This is a genomic window from Crystallibacter degradans, from assembly GCF_012952295.1.
GTDB classification, from domain to species: Bacteria; Actinomycetota; Actinomycetes; order Actinomycetales; family Micrococcaceae; genus Crystallibacter; species Crystallibacter degradans.
The window spans coordinates 68063-89769 of sequence record NZ_JABBCH010000004.1 but is presented as its reverse complement, the minus strand read 5'-3'; the positions used below and the strand labels follow the sequence as shown (position 1 = coordinate 89769).

The following is a 21707-nucleotide window of genomic DNA, read 5'->3' as shown; positions in this document are numbered from 1 at the left end:
GTGCATGCCTGAGAACAACACCGCTGCAACAGTCTCCCGCACCGCCTACGGCACCGGCCTTGCCACCGTCGCCTCCAACGGCATTGTTCTGGATGTCTGGTACCCGGCTCCCGGCCTCGGGCAGGCTCCCGCCGCTGCTGAGACCGATACCGAGCTGAAGTCCTTCGCAGAACAGGGCGAGGATGCCGAGCGTGGCACCCGACTTGAGCTGGTCAGCCGGAGCATTGACCTTGACGCCGCCCCGGCAGACACGGCCGATGCCTATCTGCGGCTGCACCTGCTCTCGCACCGTCTTGTCACCCCCAACTCGCTGAACATGGACGGCATCTTCGGCCTGCTGGCCAATGTCGTCTGGACCAACTTCGGTCCTTGCTCCGCGGAGAACTTCGAAGCAACGCGTCTGCGGTTGCGCCGCCGCGGCGCAGTCACCGTCTACGGCGTGGACAAGTTCCCGCGCATGGTCGATTATGTCCTGCCCACCGGTGTCCGCGTTGCCGATGCGGACCGCGTGCGGCTCGGCGCACATCTGGCCGCAGGCACCACCGTCATGCACGAGGGCTTCGTCAACTTCAACGCCGGCACGCTCGGCACCTCCATGGTCGAGGGCCGGATCTCCGCCGGCGTCATCGTCGCGGACGGCTCCGATGTGGGCGGCGGCGCCTCAATCATGGGTACCCTCTCAGGCGGCGGTAAGGAACGCATCAGCATCGGCGAACGCGTCCTGCTCGGTGCCAATTCCGGCGTCGGCATCAGCATCGGTGACGACTGCGTCGTCGAGGCCGGTCTCTACGTGACCGCCGGCACCCGGGTCAATCTGCTGTCGGCCGACGGCGAAGCCCGACAGATTAAGGCAGTGGAGCTGTCAGGCGTATCGAACCTGCTCTTCCGCCGCAACTCCATCTCCGGCGTCGTTGAAGTCCTGCCCCGCAAGGGCCAGACGGTTGAGCTCAACGCCGCCCTGCACGCCAACTAGAAGGTACGTGTAACCACAATGGCCCGTTCACGGCGGCGCCGTCGCAGCGTTCTCGTGCTGCTGGTGCTGCTAGCCCTGGTAGTCGGCGGCCTCTGGCTGGCCGCCACCTCCATCGACCGTTCCCAGATGCTCGTCCGGGAGCGCTGCACGGCTGTGGTGGGTCCGGAGACCTTTGAACTGGCTCCGGACCAGGCTGCCAATGCGGCCCTCATCGCCGGAATTTCCATGCAGCGCGGGCTGCCTGCCCGCGCTGCATCGATCGCACTGGCGACGGCAATCCAGGAGTCGAAGCTGCGCAATATCGGGCATGGAGACGACGCCGGGCCGGATTCGCGCGGACTGTTCCAGCAACGGCCCACACAGGGTTGGGGCACCGAGGAGCAGGTCATGGATCCGGTCTATGCGACCAATCGGTTTTACTCGGTGCTGGAAGACATTCCCGACTACGAAAGCCTGCCGGTTACCGAGGCTGCGCAGCAGGTTCAGCGCAGCGCCTACCCCGACGCCTATGCAGACCACGAAGGCGAGGGCAAGGCCTTCGCCTCAGCACTGACCGGCCACTCCCCCGCCGCCTTGAACTGCGTGCTCAAGGAAGCCGAGTCGGCCGGCGATCCTGCCGAAGTCGAAGCTGCCCTGGAGGTCTCGCACCCTGGGTTGGAAACTGCCGTCGAGAACGGAACCCTACGCGTGCAGGCAGGCGACAAGACCGGCTGGGCGGTGGCCCAATGGGCAGTGGCGTCAGCCAAGGAACTCAATATCAACTCGGTGTCCTTCGCCGGTCTGAGCTGGCAGCGTGCCGACGGCGAGTGGCTCGCGGCCGGGTCGGAAACGGGAACTGTGGTCATCACGATGGCGGAGCAGCCCTGAACCGGCCTGCGGCGGCAGCTCTAACTAGACGAGCAGTTCCACGATCGGCTGGATAAAGCTCCGGTACGACCCCTCGTCATCGATCAGATACTGGTTCAGGAGAACCTTGTCCGGTTCCACAAACCAGGCGCGGCGTTCCCGCAGCGGCAACTCGACTAACTTGAGCTCGAAGCCACGGGCGTCGCGTCCCAGCTCCATTTCCCGGTCCTGCACCATCTGCCCGACCAGTTTGGTCTTACCGCTGGCTTCGCGCTCCTCGGCCAGTTGGCGGTAATCCGCCACACGTTCACTGGACCAGCTCATCGCCGCCCCGAAGTGCGCCTGCAGCAGCTTCTGCAGCGCAGGGCTGGCGTCGAAGGCCGGGAAGGCAGGAGGTACCAAAGCATCAGCCGCGGCCTGGTCCTCCGCGATCAGGAGCGACCACCATTGCTCCCACTCCTGCCGCAACGCCCGCGTACCGCCGACATGCGAGGTCAGCTGGCGCGGATCGGCTTTCCTGACCGGTGGATCAGCGCCGCACACGGCAGGCAAGCCTGCGCCGTCCAGACCGGCCACATCATGCAGGTACAAGGCCAGAAGCAAATGCGCCGAGGTGTCGGTTGTTATCCGCCACCCGGGCCCGCCGGTGTGATGCATAGACCAAGATCCTTTCGAACCGTCCTAGATCCACTCTAGACCGTGGTGAGGCAGGCGACCACCGCAAAATATCAGCGCATAAGGCATCAGCTACTAGGCTTGGTGCTATGAAGATACTGGTCACCGGAGGCACCGGCTACATTGGCTCGCATACAACATTGGCCTTGCTTGAGGCGGGACATGACGTGGTCGTCGTGGATAATCTGGCCAACTCCAGCGAGGAATCGCTGCGCCGCGTGCAGGAGCTGGCCGGGCGGAAGGTCGCGTTCCATAAGGCGGATCTTCTCGATGAGGTCAGACTCGGCGAAGTCTTCGATGCCGCGCGCGTCGACGCGGTGATCCATTTCGCCGGCCTTAAGGCGGTGGGCGAATCCGTGGACCAGCCGCTGCATTACTACCACAACAACGTCGGAGGCACGCTCAACCTGCTGCGCACCATGGAAGCGCATAACGTCCGCACCATCGTTTTCAGCTCATCCGCCACCGTCTACGGGAACTCCGACGAGGTGCCGCTGACGGAGAAGATGCCGCTGGATGCCACCAACCCCTACGGCCGGACCAAGGAACAGATCGAGGACATCCTCTCCGACCTCGGCGCCTCGGACGATCGCTGGCACGTTGCGCTGCTGCGTTACTTCAATCCCGTGGGCGCCCACCAGTCCGGCCGGATCGGCGAGGATCCCACGGGCGTCCCGAACAACCTGCTGCCATTCGTTGCGCAGGTTGCGGTGGGCCGCCGCGACAAGGTCCGTGTCTTCGGCAGCGACTATCCGACGCCGGACGGCACGGGCGTGCGCGACTACATCCACGTGATGGACTTGGCCTCAGGGCACCTGGCGGCATTGGACTTCATTGCCGGCAGGCCGGGCGTACGCCGGTGGAACCTGGGCACCGGCCGCGGCTCGTCGGTCCTGGAGGTCCTCTCGGCGTTCGGCAAAGCCGCCGGCTTCGAGATTCCCTACGAGCTCACCGACCGCCGGCCCGGCGATGCCGCCATCAGCTACGCCGACGCTTCCGCTGCCTTGGCGGAACTGGGCTGGTCGGCGCACCGGACGCTGGAGACGATGTGCGAAGACCACTGGCGCTGGCAGAAGAACAACCCCAACGGCTACGCCGTCTAAAGCCAACAACGACGACGGCGGCAGCCTCCCAGCGCAAGGAGGACTGCCGCCGTCGTTGTCTAAGCACTAAGCCGTAATACAAGCGTTAAAGGGCCAGGGCCCCGGAAGTCCGGAGCCCTGGCCCTTGGCGCAACTGCCCGTTAGCGCATGGGGTACTGCCGCTCGCCCTCGCCCGTGTAGAGCTGGCGCGGACGGCCGATCTTGGTTTGCGGGTCCTTCATCATTTCGCGCCACTGGGCAATCCAGCCCGGCAGGCGGCCGATGGCGAACAGGACCGTGAACATCTTCTCCGGGAAGCCCATGGCCTTGTAAATCAGTCCGGTGTAGAAGTCCACGTTCGGGTACAGCTTGCGCTCAATGAAGTAGTCATCGGCCAGGGCCTTTTCTTCCAGCCGCATGGCGATGTCCAACAGTTCGTCGTTGCCGCCGAGCTTGCTGAGGATCTCGTGGGCGGTTGCCTTCACGATCCTGGCGCGCGGGTCGTAGTTCTTGTAGACCCGGTGGCCGAAGCCCATCAGCCGGACGCCGGCTTCCTTGTTCTTGACCTTCTCCATGAAGTCCTCGGGCTGCATGCCGGAGGACTGGATCTGGCGCAGCATATTGAGGACGGCCTCGTTGGCGCCGCCATGGAGCGGGCCGAAGAGGGCGTTGATGCCGGCGGAGACGGAGGCGAACATATTCGCGTTCGAGCTGCCAACCAAACGTACCGTGGAGGTCGAGCAGTTCTGCTCGTGGTCCGCATGCAGGATCAGCAGCAGATCCAGCGCCTTGGCCATGGTGGGGTCCAATTCATACGGCTCGGCCGGAAGCCCGAAGCTCAGCCGCATGAAGTTCTCCACCAGATTCATGGAGTTGTCCGGGTACAGCAGCGCCTGGCCGATGGACTTCTTGTGCGCATAGGCCGCGATCACAGGCATCTTGGCCATCAGGCGGATGGTGGACAATTCCACCTGCTCGTCATCGAACGGGTCCAGGGAGTCCTGGTAGAACGTGGACAGCGCGGAAACGGCCGAGGAAAGCACCGGCATCGGATGCGCGTCACGCGGGAAGCCGCCGAAGAAGCCCTTGAGCTCTTCGTGCAGCAGGGTGTGGCGGCGGATGCGCTGGTCGAAGTTTTCCAGTTCGGAAGGGGTGGGCAGGTTGCCGTAGATCAGCAGGTAGGAAACTTCGAGGAAGCTCGAGTTCTCGGCCAGCTGGTCAATGGGGTAACCGCGGTAGCGCAGGATGCCCGCATCGCCGTCAATGTAGGTGATCGCCGAAGTGGTGGCCGCGGTGTTCATGAAACCGGGGTCAAAGGTGACGGCACCGGTCTGCTTCAGCAGCTTCGAAACGTCGTAGCCGTCATTGCCTTCGGCCGCTTTGAGCCGCGGGAGGTCGAGTTCGCCGCCATCGTAATGCAGGGTAGCACCGGATTGCTCAGTCATTGAGTCCCCTTCAGGAGGTGTATGGAAACTAGCGCACACACGGCGGTATCGGGGCGCCGAAGGTATGCATACTCGGGTAAAACGCTACCCGCATAGTGCCCGGGATAACTAATCGTACGGTCACTTTTTGGTCACTAACGCAGGCAACAGAGGCCCGGATTTGTGCTTGCCTGACGGCGCAAGTCACGTCGGATCAGCTCAGCCGCTCGACGGCGGCGTCGATCCGTTCATCACTTCCGGTCAACGCAACCCGGATGAAGCCCTTGCCCTGTTCGCCGTAGAAGACGCCGGGCCCGACGACGACGCCAAGCTGGGCCAGGCGGTCCACCGTGGTCCAGGTATCTTCGCCCGCGGTTCCCCAGAGATACAGCCCGGCCTCCGAATGCTGGATCTCGATGCCGAATTTCTGCAGCGCCGGCAGCAAGCGTTCGCGGCGGCCGCGGTACAGATCTTTCTGCGCCTGTACGTGGCCGTTGTCCGCCAACGCGCTGCGCATCGCTTCCTGGATGGGATACGGGACGATCATGCCGGCATGCTTGCGGCTGTTGATCAGGTTCGGCATCAGCACCGGATCGCCCGCAACGAACGCTGCCCGGTAGCCGGCCAGGTTCGACTGCTTGCTGAGCGAGTAGATGCTTAAAAGTCCCTCATGGCTGCCCTGGGCCACCTGCGGATCCAGCACGCTGGGAACGGTTTCCCCGCCGCGTGCCGGATCCCACTGGCCCCAGCCCAGTTCGGCGTAGCATTCGTCCGACGCGACGACCGCGCCGAGAGTACGCGCCTGGTCCACGATTTCGCGCAGCGATCCGCGGTTCCGGACGATGCCGGTGGGGTTGCCGGGCGAGTTCACCCAGACGAGCTTGACCCGCCGGCGGACGTCGGGCTCAAGGTCATCCAGATTGTCTGCGGCAACAGGGGTAGCGCCTGCCAGCAGCGCACCGATGTCGTAAGTCGGGTAGGCCACCACGGGCCGCACCACGACGTCGTTCTTTCCCAGGCCGAGCAGCAGCGGCAGCCACGCCACCAGTTCCTTAGAGCCGACGGTGGGCATGATGGCCGCTGGATCCAGACCGGAAACGTTGCGGCGGCTGGCAAACCAGTCCGCGATGGCCTCACGCAGCGCCGGTGTACCGTGCGTGGTGGGATAGCCCGGCGCGTCAGAAGCCGCCTTCAGTGCCTCCTGCACCACGGCCGGCGTGGGATCTACCGGCGTACCGATAGAGAGATTAACTGCCCCGTCCGGATGAAGCGAGGCCTTTTCGAGATAAGGCTGCATCGCGTTCCATGGGTACTCGGGCAGGCGCAGACCAAAACCTTCCATGCCTACTCTTGGTTCTGGGGAGGAAGCACGGCGATGATCGGGTGGTCCTTGTGCGTGTTGCCGATCTTGGCGGCACCGCCCGGGGAGCCGAGATCGTCGAAGAACTCCACGTTGGCCTTGTAGTACTCGGCCCACTGCTCGGGGGTGTCATCTTCGTAATAAATGGCCTCGACCGGACACACGGGTTCACAAGCGCCGCAGTCCACACACTCGTCGGGGTGAATGTAGAGAGAACGCTCGCCTTCGTAGATGCAGTCCACCGGGCATTCTTCAATGCACGCCTTGTCTTTGACATCCACGCACGGCTGTGCGATTACATACGTCACGTCCTTGAGCACCTTTCGTTGTCAGCTACCACCAAGGGTATCGCTTGGTCCATTATCTAACAGCGGCCGATGTCACACGTACTATGAAGGGGTGAGATCGGCTACGCCATTGGACTTCCTGCGAGGAGCAGCGCCCGGGACCAGGGTAGTGGTACGCTACCGCATTGACGACGGCGTCACGGACGCGCTGGGCTACCTGGTCAGCCTCGACGCCACCGAGTGCACGGTCCGCACGCGCCGGGGCGACGTTGTGGTCCCGCTGGACCGGGTCGAGGCCGCGAAGGAAGTGCCTCCTCCCCCGGCGCCGAGAGCACCTCGCCAGCCGGCCCCCTAGCTGTTACGCCCGAAGTCCATATTTGTGATTGAGAAACATCAATCATCGGTGCTGCCTCACGTATGCTGGGTACATGCCAACGGACCAGGACCTTCAAGCTACCGGACGCGCGCTCAGCTCCCCTGTCCGCCTCCGCATACTGCGACTCTGCCTGCACCGCTCGCGGACCAATAAGGAGATCGCGGAACTGCTGGAAATGAATCCGGCCACCTCGCTGCACCACGTGCGGACCCTGCTCAACACCGGGTTCCTCGAGGCTGAAGAACCGCGCAAGGGCAACCGCGGGGCCAAGGAAGTTCCTTATCGGGCTACCCGGATGTCCTGGGGCGCCAAAATGCCCGACGCCGCACCCGTCCTGGTCGAGACGTTCCTGCAGGAGATCGACGGGCTCGCCCCGGACGAGATTGAAACCACCAGAATGGGCATCAAGCTCAATGATGCCAACCGCAAGGAAATGATGGACAAGATCCGCGCCGTGCTGGAAGACTATGCCCGCCGGCCGGCGGATGAGGACGGCACCGCGACGTCGATCTTCCTCGCCCACCACGTGGACCGCACAGCCAACTAGCGCCGCGGCTTGAGCGCCCAGGCGGCGGCCATGATGGCCAGCACGACGGCGACTGCCAGCCCGATCATCCAGATCTTTCCGGCGAGTTCGATGCCCAGCTGAATCTCGGCCGTGGTCTCGGTAACGATGAGCGGATCGCCGAAGACACTGGTGGCCATGATGCCCACCAGCAGGTAGGTCACCATGCCGGTCAGGCCCGTGGCCAGGACATTGTTCGCCCGCATGCCAACCCAGACCATCACCGCGAAAGCGAAAACCAGCGCCAGGACCGCTCCCCACGGGTAAACCTGGTCCCCTGCGTAGGCAATCTGACCGTGGAGATTGGTGCCCAGCGCGGCGGCGATAACGCCACCAACGACGGCGGTGCCCCACCCTGCCAACGGATGTTGCCGGCGTCGTACTCTTGACACCGAGCCTTGGGCATCTGGGGATTTAAAAGCCGGAGGCAACCCACTTCCATAGTCCGTGGGTTGCCTCTGTTCAGTCATAGGACCAGTTTAGGCCTTGGCGCGGGCGCGGCTTGCCTTGGCCCGTTCGTTGGAGTCAAGAATCAGCTTGCGGATCCTGATGGATTCAGGGGTGACCTCGACACATTCGTCCTCGCGGGCGAATTCGAGGGATTCCTCCAGGGTGAGGATCCGCGGCGGGGTCAGGTTCTCGAAGCTGTCCGAGGAAGCGGCACGCATGTTGGTGAGCTTCTTTTCCTTGGTGATGTTCACGTCCATGTCGTCGGCGCGGGAGTTCTCGCCCACGATCATGCCCTCGTAGACCTCCGAGGTCGGCGGAACGAAGAAGGAACCGCGTTCCTGCAGGTTGATCATGGCGAACGGCGTCACGACGCCGGCGCGGTCTGCAACCATGGAACCGTTGGTGCGGTATTCGATCGGGCCGGCCCACGGCTCGTAGCCTTCGGAGATGGACGCGGCGATGCCGGCGCCGCGGGTCTCGGTCAGGAACCGGGTGCGGAACCCGATCAGGCCGCGGGCGGGAATGATGAATTCCATCCGGACCCAGCCGGTGCCGTGGTTGGCCATGTTGACCATGCGGCCCTTGCGGGCGGCCATCAACTGGGTGACGGCGCCGAGGTACTCTTCGGGTACGTCGATGGTCATGTGCTCCATGGGCTCATGGATCTTGCCGTCGATGGTCTTGGTAACCACCTGCGGCTTGCCGACGGTGAGCTCGAAGCCCTCGCGGCGCATCTGCTCCACCAGGATGGCCAGCGCCAGCTCGCCGCGGCCCTGGACCTCCCAGGAATCAGGACGTTCGGTCGGCAGGACCTTGAGCGACACGTTGCCGATCAGTTCCTTGTCCAGACGGTCCTTGACCTGGCGCGCGGTGACCTTGGCGCCCTTGACCTTGCCGGCCAGCGGGGAAGTGTTGATACCGATGGTCATGGAGATGGCCGGATCATCAACGGTGATCATCGGCAGCGGCTGCGGGTTCTCGGCGTCCGTCAGGGTCTCACCGATGGTGATTTCCTCGATGCCGGCGACGGCGACAATTTCGCCCGGGCCCGCCTCTTCGGCCGGAACGCGGGTCAAGCCCTTGGTCGCCAGCAGTTCGGAAATGCGCACGTTCTTCAGCTCGCCGTTCTGGCGGGCCCAGGCAACCGTCTGGCCCTTCTTCAGTGTGCCGTTGTAGATGCGCAGCAGGGCCAGGCGGCCCAGGAACGGGGAAGCATCCAGGTTGGTCACGTGTGCCTGCAGCACACCGGCCGGATTGTAGGTAGGTGCCGGGATGTGCTCCATGATGGTCGCGAAGAGCGGCTCCAGGTCTTCATTGTCAGGAGCGGTGCCGTCCGCGGGCTGCTCCAGCGAGGCGCGTCCGAGCTTCCCGGACGCATAGACCACCGGCACGTTCAGCACGGCGTCCAGGTCCAGGTCCGGAACTTCGTCGGAGAGGTCCGAGGCGAGGCCGAGCAGCAGATCCATCGATTCGGCGACGACGTCGTCAATGCGGGCATCGGGGCGGTCGGTCTTGTTGACCAGAAGCACGACGGGCAGCTTGGCAGCCAGTGCCTTGCGCAGCACGAAGCGGGTCTGCGGCAGCGGGCCCTCGGAAGCATCAACCAGCAGCACAACGCCGTCGACCATGGACAGGCCGCGCTCAACCTCGCCACCAAAGTCGGCGTGGCCGGGAGTGTCGATGACGTTGATGGTGACATTTTCGCCCTTGGCGGAGGGACCGGAATAGAACACGGTGGTGTTCTTCGCCAGAATGGTAATACCCTTTTCGCGCTCCAGGTCACCGGAGTCCATGACGCGCTCTTCGACATCGCCATGGCTTGAGAATGCCCCGGTCTGCTTCAGCATGGCGTCCACCAGAGTGGTCTTACCGTGGTCAACGTGGGCAACGATAGCGACGTTACGAAGGTCGCTGCGGACGGCGCTCTGCGTCGACGTGGTGGTTTCAGACATGCGAGAATGCTCAATTCAGGTGGAGAACTAAAGGGACGGCGAAATGCGCAGCCGTGCGCCCTCAAAAGGGGGCATGTATATTCTAGCGGCATAGGGAAATCCTCACCTAATGCAGATTTTCCGGGCACGCCGGATCGGGGCCGCGGATTCTGCTGCACGGCCCCGATCCTGCCTGCTACTTAGGTGGAATCCGCGTCAGGCTACCTCGGGAGGCAATTCCAGACTTGATCCCGGGATAGCCGCCAACAGGGCGCGGGTGTATTCCTGCCCAGGTTCGTCAAAGACCGCATCCGTCGTGCCGGCTTCGACCACCCTGCCCTTCTCCATGACACAGACATGATCCGCAATCTGCCGCACCACTGCCAGGTCGTGGGTGATGAACAGATAGCTCAGGCCCAGTTCGTGCTGCAGGTCTGCCAGCAGGTTCAGGATCTGGTCCTGCACCAGCACGTCCAGGGCCGATACCGCTTCGTCGCAGATCACCACTTCAGGATCGAGAGCCAAAGCACGGGCAATGGCAATTCGTTGCCGCTGGCCGCCCGAGAGCTCGTTCGGGAACCGCCGCATGACCGAGGCAGGCAGGGCCACTTGGTCCAGCAGCCTGCGCACTTTGGCTTCGCGGCTCTTTTTGTCGCCGATGTTGTGTACGCGCAGCGGCTCCTCGATGGTGCGGAAAATGTTGTACATCGGATCCAGCGAGCCGTATGGGTCTTGGAAGATCGGCTGGACCCGACGGCGGAAAGCCAGCAGTTCCTTCCCCTTGAGGGAGCCCATATCGACGCCGTCGAACCGGATTTTCCCGCTCGTCGGGTCCTCGAGGTTCAGCACCATCCTGGCGACCGTGGATTTACCCGAGCCGGACTCCCCCACCACTGCAGTGGTGGTTCCGCGTTTGATCGCGAAGGACACATCATCCACTGCCTTGAAGTTGGTGGTTTTGCCGAACCCTCCCCGCAACTTGAACACCTTGGTCAAGTTGCTGACCTCGATGACGTTGTCGGCCGTTTCCGCGGATGCCTCTGCCGGCGCCAGCAGTTCCCCCGTCTCGATTCCAGCCGCCTTGGCAGACTGGATCCGGCGGGAGGCGAGCGACGGCGCCGCCTCCACAAGCCGCTTGGTGTAGGGGTGGCGCGGGTTGGTCAGAATCGCATGGGCGGGGCCGGACTCCACAACGCGGCCCTTGTACATGACCACGACTTTCCGTGCGCGTTCTGCCGCCAAGCCAAGGTCGTGGGTAATCAGCAGCACCGCCGTGCCAAGCTCCGCCGTCATGGTTTCCAGATGGTCCAGGATCTGCCGCTGTACGGTGACGTCCAGGGCAGACGTCGGCTCATCGGCGATCAACAACCGCGGACGGCAGGACAGACCGATCGCGATCAGCGCACGCTGCCGCATGCCGCCGGAGAACTCATGCGGGAACTGTCGGGCGCGCCGTTCTGCGTCCGGCAGCCCCGCCTCGGCCAGCACCTTGGCGACGTCGGAAGGCCCGGCGGGGAGACCGTTGGCTTTCAGCGTCTCCCGTACCTGGAAACCGATCTTCCACACTGGATTCAGGTTGGACATGGGATCCTGGGGGACCATACCGATGGAGCTGCCCCGCAGCTCAACAATGCGCTTGCTGCTGGCCCCCGTCAGGTCTTCGCCGGCGAAGGTAATCCGGCCGCCGCTGACCCTGCCGTTGCCGGGCAGCAGCCCGATGGCGGCCAGCGCCGTCGTGGACTTTCCTGACCCGGACTCCCCCACGATCGCCACCGTCTCACCCGGCATCACTGTCAGATGGGCGTCCTTAACCGCCTGCACCTCACCGGTGGACGTGGTGAAGCTGATGGCTAGATCGCGGACTTCCAGCAGAGGTTCGTTGCTATTGACTTCGTTGATTACTGTCATCGTTTTCTGGCCTTCGGGTCCAGGGCATCCCGCAGAGCGTCCCCAAGCATGATGAAGCTCAGGACGGTAACGGAGAGTGCGGCGGCGGGCCACAGCAAGGTGGAGGGATTCGAACGCAGGGAAACCTGCGCCGAGGAGATGTCGTTGCCCCAGCTCATCACGTCCGGCGGCAGCCCGATACCAAGGAAGGACAGCGTTGCCTCGGCGACGATGAAGATGCCGAGGTTAACGGTGGCCACAACGATGACCGGCGCCAGCGAGTTCGGAATGACATGCCGCACCAGCGCCGCCGGCCGGGAGACGCCCAAGGATCTGGCCGCAGTCACGAAGTCCGCGTTCCGCACGGAAAGGACCGCGCCGCGGGTGATCCGGGCAATCTGGGGCCATCCGAACACCGTCAAGGTGATGACAACCGTCCAGACGTTGCGGTTTTCCCTGAAGAAGGGCAGTTGCATGATGATGATGGCTCCGAGAATCAGCGGCAGGGCGAAGAATACGTCGCCCAGCCGTGCGATCACCGAATCGAGCCAGCCGCCGTAGAAGCCCGCGATCGCACCAAGGGTTCCACCGATGATCAGTGCCCCCAAGGTGGCGAAGATGCCCACCGTGAGGGACGCCTGCGTACCGTAGATGATCCGGGAAAAAACGTCACAGCCCTGCAGCGTGAAGCCCATCGGGTGCCCGGGTACCGGATCCCCGTCGGAATTCGCCAGCAGGCAGTTCTGGTTGGGCGGCGTTTGGGTAAAGACGCCCGGGAAGAGCGCGACGAAGACGATCAGGACAATCAAGATGGTCGAGATGATGAACAACGGTTGCTTGCGCAGATTCCGCCATGCCTCCGCCCAGAGGCTCAGCGGCTGTACGTCCTCAGCCACGTTGTCCGTGGCATGAAGCGGAGTCTCATCCAACGGAGCGACGTAGTGTTCGATCTTTTCAGTGCGTTTCTCAGGCATAACGAATCCTCGGATCAAGCCAGGCGTACAGAACATCGACCAGCAGGTTGGCCAGGATGTAGACCATCACCAGCACGCTGACAATGGACACAATGGTCGGCCCTTCGCCGCGGAGCACGGACTGGTAGAGTCGCTGGCCGACACCGGGCACATTGAAAATCCCTTCCGTCACGATTGCGCCACCCATAAGTGCTCCGAGATCCGCTCCCAGGAAGGTGACCACGGGAATCATAGAGTTCCGCAGGATATGCACGACGACGACGCGCTGCCGGCTCAAGCCCTTGGCCGTCGCTGTGCGCACGTAGTCCGCATGCATGTTTTCGATGATCGACGTTCGGGTTAGACGCAGCACATAGGCAAAGGACACCAGTCCGAGCACGATCGCCGGAAGGATCAGGTCAAGCCAACCGGCATCGCCACCGACCGTGGGCTTCGCCCAACCGAGTTTCACTCCGACAACAAACTGCATCACAAAGCCCAGCACGAAGATGGGGATCGCGATGACGATCAAGGAAGCCACCAGGACGGTGCCGTCAAACAGCTTGCCCTTCCGCAGGCCGGCAACGACGCCGAAGATAATGCCGAACACGGCCTCGAAGATCAGGGCCAGGATCGCCAGCCTGATCGTCACGGGGAAGATCTGGACCAGCACCTCGGCCACGGGCCTGCCGGAGAAATCATTGCCCAGATTAAAGGTGACCAGGTTCTTCAGGTAGAGGAAATACTGCACGAGGAAGGGCTCGTCGAGGTTGTATTGCTCTCTGAGCTGGGCGGCAACTGCTTCATTGACCGGACGGTCGCCGAACAGCGCCTGGATGGGGTCGCCTGGCAACGAAAATACCAGGAAATACACGAGGAAGGTTGCCCCGAAGAAGACGGGGATCATTTGGAGGAACCGCCGGATGATGTACCACGTCATTGTGTAGCTTCTTCCGACGGAACCAGCAGGAGACTAGTCATTCACATGCCTGTTCTTTGCGAGTCCGGCACAGTTCGGGGGCCGGCCAAGGATGGCCGGCCCCCGAACAGCCGTTAGATGGTTCTTACTTGCCGGTGATGTTGTGGTAGATCGGAACACCGTTCCAGGCGGTGTCGACGTTCTCGACGTTCTCGCTCCAACCCACCTGCCGCACCTGGTACCAGAGCGGGATCGCCGGTAGGTCCTGGAGCAGGATCTCCTGCGCCTCGTTGAAGATGGCGTTGCCTTCTTCGGGAGTTTCGGCGTTCAGACCCTCGTTGAGCTTCTTATCGAACGCTTCGCTGGAATACTCGCCGTCGTTGGAACCAGCACCCGTGCCGAACAGCGGACCGAGGAAGTTGTACAGCGACGGGTAATCCGCCTGCCAGCCGGTGCGGAATGCTCCGGTCATGTCCTTGGCCGTGATCTTGGTGCGGACTTCGGCGAAGGTTGCGTACGGTTCGAACTGCGCGTCGATGCCCAGGTCGTTCTTCAGGCCGTTGACGACGGCTTCGATCCATTCCTTGTGGCCGCCGTCGGCGTTCGAAGCGATGGTGAAAGTCCGGTCGCCCCAGGGATCGATTTCATCGGCCTGCGCCCAAAGCTTCTTGGCTTCTTCGGGGTTGTATTCAAGCACTTCGCTGCCCGGGATGCTCTCGTCGTATCCGTCGAGAACAGGAGCGGTGAATTCGGTTGCGGGCTGGCGTCCGCCGGAGAAAATGACTTCAGTAATCTCGTCGCGGTTGATGGCCATCGAAATGGCCTTGCGGCGCAGTTCGCCGGCCTCGCCGGTCCACTCATCGAGGTACTGCGGGATGGTGATGGTCTGGTTTCCGGCGTATGCCTTTTCCAGCCAACGGCCCTCTCCGAGGTCCGTCTTGAAGTTCGCCAGCGAACTCGGTGGGATCGTGTCGAGCAGATCGAGGTTGTTCGCCAGCAGGTCCTGGTACGCGGCTTCGAAACCGGAGTAGAACTTGAAGGTGATGCCCCCGTTCTTCGGCGTGCGGGTTCCTTGGTAATCAGGGTTGGGCGTCAATGCGATCTGAATGTCGTGCTGCCAGGCGCCCTCGTCTGCCAGCATGTACGGGCCGTTGCCCACCGGATTATTGCCAAAGGCTTCCATGTCTTCGAAGGCAACCTCGGGAAGCGGCGAGAAGGCCGTGTAGCCAAGCCGCAGCGGCCAGTCGGATTCCGGCTGGGCAAGTTCAGCAGTGAACGTCAGGTCGTCGACGACTTTCAGGCCGGACATCTCGTTTTTGGTGCTGCCTTCGGCACTGACTTCGTCGTACCCGGCGATGCTCTCGAAGAAGTACTGGCCAAGCTGTGCGTTTTCGGCCGCAGCGCCGTAGTTCCAGGCATCCACGAAGGAGTTGGCAGTAACGGGCTCGCCGTTCGTGAACGTCTGGTCGGCCTTGAGCTTGATCGTGTAGTTCTGCGAATCCTCGGTCTCGATGGACTCCGCCATCTCGTTGACCGGTTTGCCCTCGGCATCGTAACTGATCAGCCCCTCGAAGAGGAGGTCCACCACGCGGCCGCCGCCGACCTCGTTCGTGTTGGTGGGGATCAGCGGATTCTGCGGCTCCGTACTGTTGGCGGTAATAACTGCAGCAGCGTTGCCCTCTCCGCCTTCGGTGCCACCTCCTCCACCGCACGCACTCAGGGCCAAGACAGCAGCTGCGGCCAGGCCGATCAGTTTCGATGTTCGCGCGAAACGCATGTCGATTCCTCTTTGCAGTCGGAACGCCCGGCATCGGATTGCGCCGGGCCAGCCAGAGCGAACTTGAATCTGAGTCCGCCCCAACTTTTGGTCGTGATCAGGATATTCCCGACCTGTGACCTCGGTAACAGTATTGGGTTTTCGATTGGGTTGCAATTTGCCCCAAGGAGGCGGCCGGCAAGCCCGTTCAGCGCCATTCTCCCGCGTCAGTGCGGGAAGTGGCGGTATTAGCCGAAATCAGGATGTAACGTTTTTGCATCGGTAGACGGAACTGGCGCTCGGGCGTGTCTGTCCTCGTAGATGCAGCTAGGTGAGTTGGATTAGCGTCGCCTTCCAGAAGGACTTCCAATGATCCAACTGCTCCGGCGTTTCCAGCTTCTCGTGCTGCAGAGATAGCGCTGACTTGCCCGGGGCCTTTTCATAGATGTTGACGTTCACCCGCGAACCGTCGGCCAGGCCACAGCGCCAGTAGCGCCACTTGGGGGTTTCACTCAGTTCCGGACCTCTGCTGATACCGACTCCGGAAAAATCCTGAGCGGCCCCGATCAGGGCTACCCACTTGTCCCTGGCCTCGTCCATGGTGCCGGGCACTGTCTTGCTCGTAGAAGTCTGGAATCTGCCATCACAGTCCTGCCCCGGCACGCGCCGCCCGATCAACTGCTCGAAAGCGACTGTGGCCGATTGCGCCCACCAGTCCGTGGCCAGACCGGCATCCTGCAGGGCTTGGGCGATCTCCTTATGACTCTTCTCTTTGGCATCGATGGAGGTCAGGAACTCCTCGACTTCAGTCCATGACCTGCCGATGCCTCGTTCGATCGCCTCAATGTTCATGGTGCGGATCATCGATTACTCCTTCGTTTCCGCCACGTAGCGAAAGACCACCGGGGTCCGGTCAATATCCTTTCACGGACCGGACCCCGGAGCTATGGATGGTGGAGAGGGCAAGGGACTAATCAGCCGTGGCCAGGAGTTGTGCACGCAACTCCCTGCGCTCACGCTGCTTGTCGGGATCCGGCAGCGGTACCGCTGCCAGCAGACGCTGCGTATACAGCTCCTGCGGATGGCGGAGTATCTGGTCGCGTGTGCCCTGCTCCACGATGCTCCCGTGCCGCATAACGCAGATCCGGTCAGCCAGGACATCGATGACTGCAAGGTCGTGGGTGACGAAGAGGCAGGCGAAACCAAGTTCACGCTGCAGATTCTGGAAAAGTTCCAGGACAGTCGCCTGGACGGAGACGTCCAGCGCCGAGGTCGGCTCGTCCGCAACCATCAGCTTCGGTTCCAAAGACAGGGCCCGGGCAATTCCCACACGCTGCTTCTGCCCACCAGAGAGCTCGTGTGGATAGCGGTTCCGGTAGCCGCGGGGCAGCTCAACCTGATCGAGCAGCGTCTCGATATTCCGCTGCAGGGCCGCGCCTTTGGCGACACCGGCAAGGAACATGGGCTCGCCAATACTTTCTCCAATAGGGAGCCTCGGATTCAGCGACGAAGAAGGATCCTGGAAGACCATGCCGACTTGACGCCGGAGTGCGTGCAATTGCTTTCGGCTGGCTCCCGCTATCTCCCGACCGACAACCTTCAGGGAGCCTTCGGCCACCGGCAGAAGGCCGACGGCGGCACGACCGATAGTGGTTTTACCGGATCCCGATTCTCCGACAAGGCCTACGACCTGGCCTGGATAAATGGCGAGGTTGGCTCCCTCCACCGCCCGGAATGCCGGTACTCTGCCCTGCTTCGGGTATTCGATGGCAACATTGGTCAGTTCCAGGACCGGATCGCCATGTTCTCTCTCTCGGGCAACCATGCCCAGTGCCGCCTCGTTGGCAGCTTCCCTACGCTTTAGCTCCGTCTCATCAACCTCGCGGAGGCTAATTCCCGTTGCTGCAGCGAGGGCGGCGGTGACATCGATGTCGTCGTTGCCAGTGTGATGGCCCCCCAGGTGTGGCACGGCAGCCAGCAGTTGCTGCGTGTACTCATGCTGCGGGTCGTTGAAGATCTCCTGCGCCGTTCCCGTTTCGACGATCCGGCCACGCCGCATCACGGCGATACGATCCGCCAGATCGGCGACCACACCCATGTCGTGGGTGATCAGGACGATGGCGCTGTCCAGTTTGTTGCGTAGATTGCGCATCAGGTCCAGGATCTCCGCTTGGACCGTCACGTCAAGAGCAGTGGTCGGTTCGTCGGCGATCAGCAGCTTCGGATCGCATGACAGCGACTGCGCGATCATGGCGCGCTGCCGTTGTCCGCCGGACAGCTGATGGGGATAGGATTTGAATGCTTTCTCCGGATCGGGCAGCTCGACTAGCTCAAGCAGGCGCATGGCACGGTCTTTGGCTTCGTCAGGAGAAATGGCATTGTGCAGGCGCAGCGTCTCCACAATCTGAAAGCCGATGGTGTACACCGGGTTCATCGCCGTCATCGGTTCCTGGAAAATAACGGCCACGTCATTGCCTCGAAGCTGGCGCAGTTTGTTGGGATTGAGTCCCAGAATCTCCCGGCCGTTGAGCTTCACGCTGCCGCGCACACGGCTGTTGGCCGGCAACAATCCCAGAAGCGCCATGGAGCTGGCGCTTTTGCCCGAACCGGACTCACCGACAATGGCGAGCACCTCGCCTGCCGAGACCTTGTAGTTCAGATCGATGGCGGCCGGCACCCACTCCTTCTCCACACCAAAATCGACGCTCAGATCTGAAACCTCCAGCACCGGCGGTTCTGCGCCGCCAGCGGGGGTTCCGGTATAGACGGGGATGGCAGGATCGATCATTTCAGTCATTGCGGGTTTGTCCTTCCAACTGCTCCCAGCCGGCTTGTTCCATTAGTGATGTGGCGCATGACCCTGACACGATGGAAGCATGTCCAGTCATGACACCGACGCTCCTGTTGTTTTCCGGCCGAGAAGTGCCGCTTGGTTGACGGGTGTTGTCTGGCTCGTTGTGTTGTTCAGCGTGCTTTCCACGGCCGTGACGCATGGATTCCCGGCTCTCGTGCCTCTTGTGCCTTTGGTAGCCCTTGGGTACCTGGCGTGGTGGCTGGCCTGGTACCCGGCCGTCGTTGTTTCCAGCGACGGCGTGGCGCTGCGCAATCCTCTGCTGACGGTACAGGTTCCGTGGAATGCCCTGATCATGGTTGATACGAAATACGCGCTGACATTGGTGACCCCAAAGGGAAAGTTCGCCGCATGGGCGGCGCCGGCGCCTGGCATCTTCGGTGTCCAGCGAGCACAGCCGGGGCATGTCCGCGGGCTGCCTGAGGTGACCTATGGGCCGGGCGAGTCCGTGCGTCCCGGTGACCTGTCTAATTCCGACTCGGGTGCCGCGGCCTTCCATGTCCGCTCCCGCTGGGCCGGACTGATCGCTTCCGGCGCCGTGGCTACTGGCGAGGCGGACACGGCTACCGTCACGAAAAGGCCGAACTGGCCGGTTCTTGTTGCGGCAGCAGCCCTGGTTGTAGCCAGCGTGCTGTCGTTGACCGGCTGACCACCGTGCATCAAGAAGATCTTCAGCCATCTGAAGCCTTCTTCGTCCGGTAGTCCGCGGCGCGCTGGCCACCATCCGGTGCGGCCGCCGCACCGGCTTTCCTGACATTGAACTTCTTCTGCCGCGGGTCGAAAGCGTCGCGCAGTCCGTCCCCGATGAAGTTGATGCACAAGCAGATGGCAACAATGAAAAGTCCGGGCCACCAGAAGAGCCACGGGCGGGTCGAAAACGCTTCCTGGTTCTGGCTGATCAGCGAGCCCAGCGAAACATCGGGTGCCTTCACACCCATGCCAATGTAGGACAGGCTGGTTTCCAGCAGAATGGCAGCGGACATACTCAGCGTCACGCTGACAATGATGACGCCCACGGCGTTGGGCAGAATGTGCTTAAAGATGATTCGGGCATTCGAGGCACCGGCGATACGTGCCGCATCCACGAATTCGCGTTCCCGCAGGGACAGGAATTCCGCCCGCACCAGCCGGGCGAGACCCGTCCAGGCGACAAGTCCGACGAACAGGCCCAAGAAATAGGGCTGGATTCCCGCTGGAATCCAACGCGCAGCAAGTTGCCCGAGAACGGCCGCCAGAATGATCAGTGGAATCACGATGACGACATCCGTGAGGCGCATGAGCACCGCCTCGATCCTGCCGCGGAAGAAACCAGAGACAGCTCCGACCACGACGCCGATCGCGCCACCGACGATGCCGATAATGAACATGACGGCTACCGAAATCTGCACGCCTCGCATCGTCTGGGCGAACGTATCCCTACCCAGCCGATCTTGGCCGAACGGGTGGTCTCCCAAGCTGAACGGGAAAAGCTGCAGTGTAGGCTCTCCGCCATTGGCCAGATCATTGACCTCGTTATAGGTGTATTTCCACCAGCCCGGCAAACCGAAGAAACCGCCCGCGGAATAAGCCAGAACGAGAATGAGCAAGAACAGCGCCAGGCTGATCAGTGCGGCGGTGTTGCCCATGAACCTCTTGCGGACAATCTGCCCTTGGCTTAGTCCTGCCTTCTCTTCCGGCACCGCAGGTTTAGTTGAAATAGTACTCGTGGTGGTCATGCCTTAACCCTCACTCTCGGGTCCAGAGCGGAGTAGACGAGGTCCGCTATGAGGTTGAAGACGAGCGCCAGGATACCCGTGACCAGGAAAACCCCCATGACGGGATTCGGATCAACATGCTCGAGGGCCTGAATAAAGAGTTGCCCCATGCCGGCAAACGCGAACACCCGTTCGGTGATGACGGCACCGCCGATAAGTCCGCCGATGTCGTAGGCCACGATGGTGGCAATGGGAATCAACGCATTTCTGAACGCGTGGCGCATGACCACCGTCCGCTCGCCGAGCCCCTTCGCCCGTGCGGTGCGGATGTAGTCCATGTTCATGATTTCCAACATCGAAGACCGCGAATACCGGCTGTAGGAGGCCAGTGAAATGAGCAGCAGTGCGATGGTGGGCAGAAGCAAATGGGTAAAGGTATCCAAGCCGTGCACCCAGAAGTCCCCCTCCAGGTTCGGCGTCTCTGCACCAATGGTGGCGATGGGCCGGCCGTTGACTCTGTCGTTGTTGAAGTAGGCAGGCCATGCCTGCATGTACCGGTCCAGAAGGACCAGCCCCGCGGTCAGGAACGACGTAATAACGGCTGCGCTCATGTTCTGGCGTCTGTCGTAGCCCCCCATGACGTATCCGACTCCCAGCCCCACCAGGATTGTCGCTACGGCCAACAGGAAAACCATCAGGCCTGTTGCCTGGGCCAGCAGCGGCTGGATGGGAAAATACACCACGATGCCGACGGCAACCATCGTCAGGGACGAATACAGTGCCCGCCGGTTCTTCAAGCCCGCAGTCAACAAGGTTGCGCCGAAGGCGATTCCCGCACCCGTGACCGCGATAACCGGTAGCCCAAGCCCTGGAGAGCTGAGCCAAGACGTCGCCGACAGCAGCCAGAGGACCCCGCCAGCCAGCACGAACCCGACACCCGCGGCCTTGAGTCGGACGGGTACAGTTCCACGAGCGCAGATGAACCAAATTGCGGCGCTCACCACGCTAATGATAATTATCGATGAAAGGGGTATCTGAGGTTCCCGCAGGAAGTTGTTGAACCCAATGGCAACGTATTCCTTGAGCAGAACTGCTACCCAGAAAACCGGCAGTGAGAAGAAAAGGAACGCCATAAAGGTGACGCCATAGTCCAATGTGCTGTACTGACGCAGCGCCGTGACAATGCCGAGCGAAACACCAATAAGCACCGCTAGAATCGCAGCCGCGCTGACCAGCAGTATGGTCATGCCCATGGCCCGGCCCAGCGCCTCGGTCACAGGCTGTCCCGTGATAGAAAATCCAAGATCGCACTGGCCGGCGAACGGAACCAAGCATTTTGCCGCGCCTCCCAACCAGTGAAAATAGCGTATGGGTGCCGGCACGTTCAGGTCCAGGAGCTCAATACGCTGCTGGATGAGCTCTTCCTTATTCGGCTGGTTACTCGTGCGAAGGTCGGCAAGAGGGTCGCCGGACAGTGCCGTTAATTGGTAGACCAAGAATGAGGCACCCAGGAGAATCAGTACGGCTGTGAATAGCCGCCGCACAATATAGGTCACCATCGTATGTATAAACCTCGTTTTTCACTTCCCGGACGATGTGATCCGGTTGCCCGCCGCTGGCACTCCGATCAGAGAGGGGAGATTCAGGGCCGCAATGGGTCAGGGACGTTTCAGGAGAC

At 62.1% G+C, this 21707-nt stretch carries 20 protein-coding genes; 6 read left to right on the top strand and 14 right to left on the bottom strand.

All coding sequences use genetic code 11. The annotated features are described in order from the left end of the window. The first annotated feature begins 4 nt into the window (after window positions 1–4). Both dapD and HGO92_RS08965 read left to right on the top strand, forming a co-directional pair. Window positions 5–973 carry a 2,3,4,5-tetrahydropyridine-2,6-dicarboxylate N-succinyltransferase gene (gene dapD, locus HGO92_RS08970; protein WP_169993873.1) on the top strand — a complete coding sequence of 323 codons (969 nt, stop codon included), beginning with the start codon at window positions 5–7 and terminating at the stop codon, window positions 971–973. An 18-nt stretch (window positions 974–991) separates the two neighbouring features. Beyond that, window positions 992–1840, top strand: a complete 849-nt coding sequence (locus HGO92_RS08965; protein WP_169993872.1) for a hypothetical protein — start codon at window positions 992–994, stop codon at window positions 1838–1840. Between the two features lie 24 nt (window positions 1841–1864). Here the strand turns inward: HGO92_RS08965 and HGO92_RS08960 are convergent, their stop codons facing one another. Continuing rightward, window positions 1865–2476, bottom strand: coding sequence for a hypothetical protein (locus HGO92_RS08960; protein ID WP_169993870.1), 612 nt, complete (start codon window positions 2474–2476; stop codon window positions 1865–1867). Between the two features lie 107 nt (window positions 2477–2583). Here HGO92_RS08960 and galE point away from each other — a divergent pair, with 107 nt between their 5' ends. Next, window positions 2584–3597, top strand: a complete 1014-nt coding sequence (galE, locus tag HGO92_RS08955) for a UDP-glucose 4-epimerase GalE (protein ID WP_169993868.1) — start codon at window positions 2584–2586, stop codon at window positions 3595–3597. A gap of 140 nt (window positions 3598–3737) precedes the next feature. Here galE and HGO92_RS08950 read toward each other — a convergent pair whose 3' ends face one another. The 3 genes from HGO92_RS08950 to fdxA form a co-directional block, all read right to left on the bottom strand. Further along, window positions 3738–5021: a citrate synthase gene (locus tag HGO92_RS08950; protein WP_169993866.1), complete on the bottom strand. Its 1284-nt coding sequence runs from the start codon at window positions 5019–5021 to the stop codon at window positions 3738–3740. 193 nt (window positions 5022–5214) lie between these two features. Next, a complete protein-coding gene (gene dapC, locus HGO92_RS08945) occupies window positions 5215–6342 on the bottom strand; it encodes a succinyldiaminopimelate transaminase (protein WP_169993865.1) in 1128 nt (375 codons plus the stop codon). A gap of 2 nt (window positions 6343–6344) precedes the next feature. Next, window positions 6345–6668, bottom strand: a complete 324-nt coding sequence (gene fdxA / locus HGO92_RS08940; protein WP_074703313.1) for a ferredoxin — start codon at window positions 6666–6668, stop codon at window positions 6345–6347. A 91-nt stretch (window positions 6669–6759) separates the two neighbouring features. Between fdxA and HGO92_RS08935 the strand changes: the two genes are divergently transcribed. Together HGO92_RS08935 and HGO92_RS08930 are read left to right on the top strand one after the other, a co-directional pair. Beyond that, window positions 6760–7002: a putative acetyltransferase gene (locus HGO92_RS08935; protein ID WP_346768897.1), complete on the top strand. Its 243-nt coding sequence runs from the start codon at window positions 6760–6762 to the stop codon at window positions 7000–7002. 73 nt (window positions 7003–7075) lie between these two features. Next, window positions 7076–7570, top strand: a complete 495-nt coding sequence (locus tag HGO92_RS08930) for an ArsR/SmtB family transcription factor (RefSeq protein ID WP_169993864.1) — start codon at window positions 7076–7078, stop codon at window positions 7568–7570. On the opposite strand, the gene HGO92_RS08925 is transcribed toward HGO92_RS08930, so the two are convergent. The 8 genes from HGO92_RS08925 to HGO92_RS08890 form a co-directional block, all read right to left on the bottom strand. Continuing rightward, on the bottom strand, window positions 7567–8058 hold the full coding sequence (locus HGO92_RS08925) for a hypothetical protein (protein ID WP_205834320.1): 492 nt from the start codon (window positions 8056–8058) through the stop codon (window positions 7567–7569). The two genes, HGO92_RS08930 and HGO92_RS08925, sit on opposite strands and share 4 nt — an antisense overlap. Before the next feature lie 9 nt (window positions 8059–8067). Beyond that, the gene (gene typA, locus HGO92_RS08920) at window positions 8068–9990 is read right to left on the bottom strand and encodes a translational GTPase TypA (protein WP_169993862.1); all 1923 of its coding nucleotides are present in this window, start codon (window positions 9988–9990) and stop codon (window positions 8068–8070) included. Window positions 9991–10185: 195 nt separating this feature from the next. Then, window positions 10186–11877, bottom strand: coding sequence for an ABC transporter ATP-binding protein (locus HGO92_RS08915; protein ID WP_169993861.1), 1692 nt, complete (start codon window positions 11875–11877; stop codon window positions 10186–10188). Further along, window positions 11874–12830 (bottom strand): ABC transporter permease, encoded by a 957-nt coding sequence (locus tag HGO92_RS08910; RefSeq protein ID WP_169993860.1) that lies wholly within the window; start codon window positions 12828–12830, stop codon window positions 11874–11876. The genes HGO92_RS08915 and HGO92_RS08910 overlap by 4 nt, the downstream gene beginning before the upstream one ends. Then, window positions 12823–13749: an ABC transporter permease gene (locus HGO92_RS08905; protein ID WP_169993859.1), complete on the bottom strand. Its 927-nt coding sequence runs from the start codon at window positions 13747–13749 to the stop codon at window positions 12823–12825. Before HGO92_RS08905 ends, HGO92_RS08910 begins: the two co-directional genes overlap by 8 nt. Before the next feature lie 124 nt (window positions 13750–13873). Next, a complete protein-coding gene (locus tag HGO92_RS08900; protein WP_169993858.1) occupies window positions 13874–15505 on the bottom strand; it encodes a peptide ABC transporter substrate-binding protein in 1632 nt (543 codons plus the stop codon). Between the two features lie 306 nt (window positions 15506–15811). Beyond that, window positions 15812–16348, bottom strand: coding sequence for a hypothetical protein (locus tag HGO92_RS08895; RefSeq protein ID WP_169993857.1), 537 nt, complete (start codon window positions 16346–16348; stop codon window positions 15812–15814). A 106-nt stretch (window positions 16349–16454) separates the two neighbouring features. Continuing rightward, window positions 16455–18272: an ABC transporter ATP-binding protein gene (locus HGO92_RS08890; RefSeq protein ID WP_240974533.1), complete on the bottom strand. Its 1818-nt coding sequence runs from the start codon at window positions 18270–18272 to the stop codon at window positions 16455–16457. A 220-nt stretch (window positions 18273–18492) separates the two neighbouring features. Here HGO92_RS08890 and HGO92_RS08885 point away from each other — a divergent pair, with 220 nt between their 5' ends. Next, window positions 18493–18984, top strand: coding sequence for a PH domain-containing protein (locus tag HGO92_RS08885; protein WP_169993853.1), 492 nt, complete (start codon window positions 18493–18495; stop codon window positions 18982–18984). A gap of 22 nt (window positions 18985–19006) precedes the next feature. On the opposite strand, the gene HGO92_RS08880 is transcribed toward HGO92_RS08885, so the two are convergent. Next, a complete protein-coding gene (locus HGO92_RS08880) occupies window positions 19007–20050 on the bottom strand; it encodes an ABC transporter permease (RefSeq protein ID WP_169993852.1) in 1044 nt (347 codons plus the stop codon). Beyond that, a complete protein-coding gene (locus HGO92_RS08875) occupies window positions 20047–21588 on the bottom strand; it encodes an ABC transporter permease (protein ID WP_169993850.1) in 1542 nt (513 codons plus the stop codon). Before HGO92_RS08875 ends, HGO92_RS08880 begins: the two co-directional genes overlap by 4 nt. Window positions 21589–21707: the final 119 nt, after the last annotated feature.